This window comes from Flavobacterium sp., from assembly GCF_043779715.1.
Classification (GTDB): Bacteria; Bacteroidota; Bacteroidia; order Flavobacteriales; family Flavobacteriaceae; genus Flavobacterium.
The window spans coordinates 1-5,256 of record NZ_JAYWDT010000275.1; the positions used below are offsets into that span (position 1 = coordinate 1).

Genomic DNA, 5,256 nt, shown 5'->3' on the forward strand with positions numbered 1-5,256 from the left:
TCTTTAATCAAACCACAACTCGCTACGAAAATAGATTCATTATGAATATAATATCGTGTTTTCTAATCTTTAATCAAACCACAACATGGGAACTTGTCAGGAATAATCCGATGTAAATATCGTGTTTTCTAATCTTTAATCAAACCACAACTTACGTTTTAAAGGTTATTCGAAAAAATCTAATATCGTGTTTTCTAATCTTTAATCAAACCACAACCGATAATGTCGGTGTTGATATTGCTGGCATAATATCGTGTTTTCTAATCTTTAATCAAACCACAACTTTGCTTTTTAGGCATAAAAAAGCCCTCTCAATATCGTGTTTTCTAATCTTTAATCAAACCACAACTGCGTATTTATCATCTAAAAAAGTTAACTGAATATCGTGTTTTCTAATCTTTAATCAAACCACAACCCAGCTACGTCGATACGGAAAACACCGCTTAATATCGTGTTTTCTAATCTTTAATCAAACCACAACAGAAAGCTACTGCATCCCTGCTGGGCGGATGCCATACCTTTCAGTTGTGGTTTGGCTGTTTAAGACATTGAAAAACTGTATATCAAAGAACTTCTAAAAATCTTGTCTTCCTATAATTGCCATTATTTCTATTTCATTGGCATTAATTTTATAAAAAATAGTATCTACTCCACAAATACAATATCTATAACCTTGACGAAAACGAATAGCTTCAGGAAATAGATATGGATTTGATGCAATTTTTGAAAAACAATCAAAAAACATTTCATAATATTTATTAGCTTGGAATAATCCGAAACGATCTAATCCATATTCAAAAATTCGTGTCAAATCTTCCTCTGCTTGAATATTAAGTTTATAACTAAACATTTAGTTTTTTCTTAATTTCTGCTAATAATTCCTCTTTTGTTTTGGTGCTAAATCCGCTTCTCTCCGCTTTATCTAACTTCATTCGAACATATTCAACATACTCATCTCGATCACGAGCTTGCTTAATTAAATAATTTACTGCTTCACTTTTGCTAGTAAATTCTTCATTTATTACTTGCTGTTTTAACCATTCATCATTCTGATTGGCTAAAGTGATACTTTGTCGTGCCATAATACTAGTTTTAGTTGGTGTAAATTTACACCAAACTTTCGAAATAAAATTATATCTTCTCAATTTTACCAGATGACAATACTCTAAAATCAATTCCTTCAACAAAAGCAGAAAACTGATTGTGATTCATTTTTCTGGTTGGTTTAATCTCTTCCAATTTAAAAACACCATCTGGCTTATATTTATCATTCTTTAAATCCTCTGATTTTCTTGCCTCTTTAAAATATCTAAACATAATTACTCCGAAATCGTATTGCTTTCCAGATGAATTAATCCTTTGAATTGACAATCCTTCAATGATATAAATTCTTCCTTTTAAATCAATCATATCAGTTACATCATTAGGATTTTCAACTTCTTTATCATAAAAAATCACCTGTTGCCCTCTCTTTAAAACCAAATCACGATTGTTTCGTCTGGCGATAGGTATTTGTATTGTTTTTCCATTAACATTTTTTTCTTTAAACAAAGGATAATATCCTTCTCCTTGTTTTTGTAACTTGGCTAAATTAAAATTATTAATTAATTCAAAATCTCTCTTTCCATCTATTTCATAAATTGCCATGCAATAATTCTCGTCATTTTGAGCATAAACCTTTTGTTTGTGCTCATGGCGTGATTTCGACAGCAAGGAATGATCCTTTATTTCCAAGGGATTTTTGACAGAGTTGGCATACAAACGTACTTTATTAATGGCAACTCCTTTTTCCTCGTTCATCCAAACCTTTTGATTTTCAGCAAGTTTATTTTTTTGTTGTGGATTTGAAGATAGTAGTAAAACCTTATCGGCAATTGCTTGTTTTACTTTTTCTTTTACAACCTCATCTACAATGCTTTCAACATCCGAAGCCTTAATGCTCTCTAACTCTTTCCTGATTACATAGCGTATTTCTTCCTGATGCAATGGGTTTTTAATTGCCCCATAAATACTGTCTTGATGCAAAGAACCTCGAATTGTGTCACCTTGATGAAACCTCGCCATTTTCTCTCCGTTGCTATCTTTCTTAAAAATTATTTTGTTATTGTTGTCTGTTCTCGGAACATTTTTTCCGTTTGTATCAATTTCCATTTCGGCAACAAATTGTTTTTTCCCTCGTATTCTGATGATTTTTTTAGATTGTTTCTTTACATTATCTGGTGTATGATGGGAAACCAAAATTTCGCCCTCAATCTTTTTTAAATCTTCAGTAAAGGTTTTCCAAGGTTTTGATTGTTCTAAAACGGATTTCATTAATTTGTATTGGTTTTTTTCCAAGTCATCTTCTAAATCCCAAGCGTGCGCCATTACATCATATTTGTCTTTGGTCATACAGGCAATTGTAATTGCATCAATACAATGGTGTGTGTGCTTGCTGCGGTCTTTCACTTCATAATATTTCTTGCCGTCTTTAATATAACTTTCCTGAATTCCCCAAGCTTTTCTAAATTCAGCAACCATTCCGCCTTTTACGGCTTCTACTCTGCCAAAATAGGATTTTAAATACGCACTGGCGTATTTGGTTATGATTCCCGTATCTGGAATTTGGCTGTTTTTGAAACCTACTTTCGGTTCTTTATAAGTAAACCGTTCATATTTTCCTTTGTAATACTCCTTCTGTAAATTCAATTTATGGCGCAATCTGATTTTTCGGTCTTTTTGTTCCTTTGTGGTTGCGGCTTTAATTGCTCTTGAAATCCCTATTATATCATATTCCAATGCCAAATATTTTTTTTGCCAAGGTGCAACTCGATCTAAAATATCGCTATGATTACTCAACTCAATAGGCATTTTATTCTTTTTAATCTCCCGATTATATCGCTTGCTGCACAACGTTTTATTCATTTGTGAATTGTCCTGTGACCTGCTTCTTGGAATAGTATGTTCTATATCATAATCAGGGTCACTACCTATAATTTGGCATATACTAATATTAGTATATTGCTCTTCATAAATTGTTTTTCTGTCTTGCTCAATCCATAAATGATAGCGTAAAATATCGTCTTCCGTTGGTTCAATGTCTATTCCAGTTTGCGCTTTATAGTCTTTTTTTATCTCTTCAATGTATGCTTTTCTGCTGTTTTCTATATCTCTTTGATAATCCTGAATTCCTTTTCGTTTATTGGCATCGTTTAATTCTCTGGCCATTTCAATATGAATTCTAGTTTTTTCATCAATTTGACCTTCAATAATTAAAGCATTCAAGACTTTCCGCAATTGGTGCAAGGCTCGCATCGCCATCGGATTTTTTATTGAAGAAATTAACGGACTTCCTAAAACTAATTTTTCGTTTCCATTTCCATCTTTTAAAATTTGCTTTCTAAAAACATCAATATCTGATGGGTGATATAGTTTATTAAGTTTATTCTTGGCGTTACAAAAAACCTGTCCGTCATCATTTTGACCATCTAAAAAATCAAATACTTTTTCGTCTAATCGTTTTATTATTAAAAATTCGTATTTTTTTATTTGCTCAATATAAATAGGAAATAACATTTTTACAATAGCTGCTTTCTGGTCATCAATTTTATTTGCTTTCACAAAATAACTTACCTTTTTTTCTAAATCTGATTTATAGGTTCCTTCGGCTTCTTTTGAATAATAAAAACCTCCAACTTTACATTCTTTAATGAGCCCGTTTACAATTTCCAACAAATTATTATCAAAAGTGTTTGTAGCTATTAATTCAGCAATTTTAGTTTGGATGTATTTTCTATCCTCAAGATTTTTCCAAATATCAACATCTACAATATTTTCAATATTGGCCATAAAAACAGCGTGCGAATACAACAATCCTTCTCTCAAAAAAGGATTTATTTTATGAATTGCTGTTACACTCAAACTGGCAAAATCTTTCTTTAATTTTATTTTACTGAATAAAACGGCTTTTTTATCGTCTAATTTCAATTTGTTTTTCGCAAATTCCTGTAAGTACAAATCCGAAGTAGATACGGAAATCAAATGCCATAAATCATTATAATCTAGATTTTGTGTTACTATTTCACCGCTTTTATTAAGAGTTTCATAGGTATAGATTTTAGTCTTCCAATCTTCACCCAATGCATTTTTTAATGAAGTAGATACCACACATCCACTCACAGAAGAATTCATACTATAATTAAACAGGTAATTAACATTTGGAGCAGCAGATGATTTATAAAAAGCATATTTACAGCCACTTGGAACCAATTCTTTGGCTAAATCCTCAAAATTAAAATTGTCCTTTTTTCGCAAAAACTTGGGAGTGATTTTTAATCTTTCTTCGTTAGTAAGAAATCTTAGAGTTTCATCATCGGGAGTTTTTATCTTTATGGTATTAATAAAACACAACATTCTATATTCCTCAAAATCGGGATGTGAAATGGCACATCTTGACTTACTTTTTTCAAAAGTACATTTGCCTATTGAGCCTTTTTGAGATTTTAATGGTCTTTGAAAAAAGATAGCTTTATACAATTCTTTAGCTAGTCCAAAATATCTTTTTTCCGGTAATTTTTCAGTTGCTATTATTCCGTCTATTCCTTGAACCAAACAAATGACTTCAAATTCAGAAAGATAGTGTTCTTCCCGTGCAGTATATTGATTTCTAATTTTACCTTTATTGTATAAACTAAAAAAATATTGTCCTAAAGTTGCATAATTGCCCAATTTCATTGCTTGAGAAATCTCTCCAATCTTTTGCTTGACAGCCCCTAAGTCTTCTTTTTTATTCAACCGTTCAAGGAGTATGGTTTTAGTTCTCTCAAAGTCTTTTGGATTATCTTTAATCGTTTTAAAGAATGAATTATATAAGGTTTTCAGTTTCTTTTCTCCATCGTCTAAATCCGTTGCTTTGCGTTCAATTAAATCACGATCTTGAAAATAGTCCGTTAATTCAATTTGAAGTTCCGTAATAGTTGCTGCATTTTCAAGAATATCCTCTAGATCGGGTTTATGTTGCTCGATAACACCTTCCGCAGATTGGTCTAATCTATTGCTCAAAAAACCTCTTCGTTGCGCAATATGATAGAAAGCCCTCCCTAACTCCAACAAAGAAACTTTTTGTTTACTTGCTCTATCTCGAAAAACATAAGGATTAGTGTTTTCAACCTCATCAGTACGTAGCCATTTCAAAAATTCAGGATTCAATGGATAATTTTTAAAACCTGACATTCTCCATTCTTCTACTTCTTCAAGAGATAATGGACACATATTATT

General features: G+C 31.5%; 3 protein-coding genes and 1 CRISPR repeat array. All 3 genes read right to left on the minus strand.

What is annotated here, in order from left to right; genetic code table 11:
* Window positions 1-481: direct repeats of the CRISPR family, unit length 19 nt; unit sequence TCTTTAATCAAACCACAAC.
* Window positions 482-574: 93 nt separating this feature from the next.
* Window positions 575-850, minus strand: a complete 276-nt coding sequence (locus ACH2BG_RS13305) for a type II toxin-antitoxin system RelE/ParE family toxin (RefSeq protein ID WP_395048181.1) — start codon at window positions 848-850, stop codon at window positions 575-577.
* Window positions 843-1,082, minus strand: coding sequence for a type II toxin-antitoxin system ParD family antitoxin (locus ACH2BG_RS13310; protein ID WP_395048182.1), 240 nt, complete (start codon window positions 1,080-1,082; stop codon window positions 843-845). Before ACH2BG_RS13310 ends, ACH2BG_RS13305 begins: the two co-directional genes overlap by 8 nt.
* 49 nt (window positions 1,083-1,131) lie before the next feature.
* On the minus strand, window positions 1,132-5,256 hold a 4,125-nt coding region (cas9, locus tag ACH2BG_RS13315), incomplete at its 5' end, for a type II CRISPR RNA-guided endonuclease Cas9 (protein WP_395048183.1).

Coding starts and splice junctions, on each gene's coding strand:
- ACH2BG_RS13305 (WP_395048181.1), bottom strand. CDS start 850: ATGTTTAGTTATAAACTTAATATTCAAGCAGAGGAAGATTTGACACGA.
- ACH2BG_RS13310 (WP_395048182.1), bottom strand. CDS start 1,082: ATGGCACGACAAAGTATCACTTTAGCCAATCAGAATGATGAATGGTTA.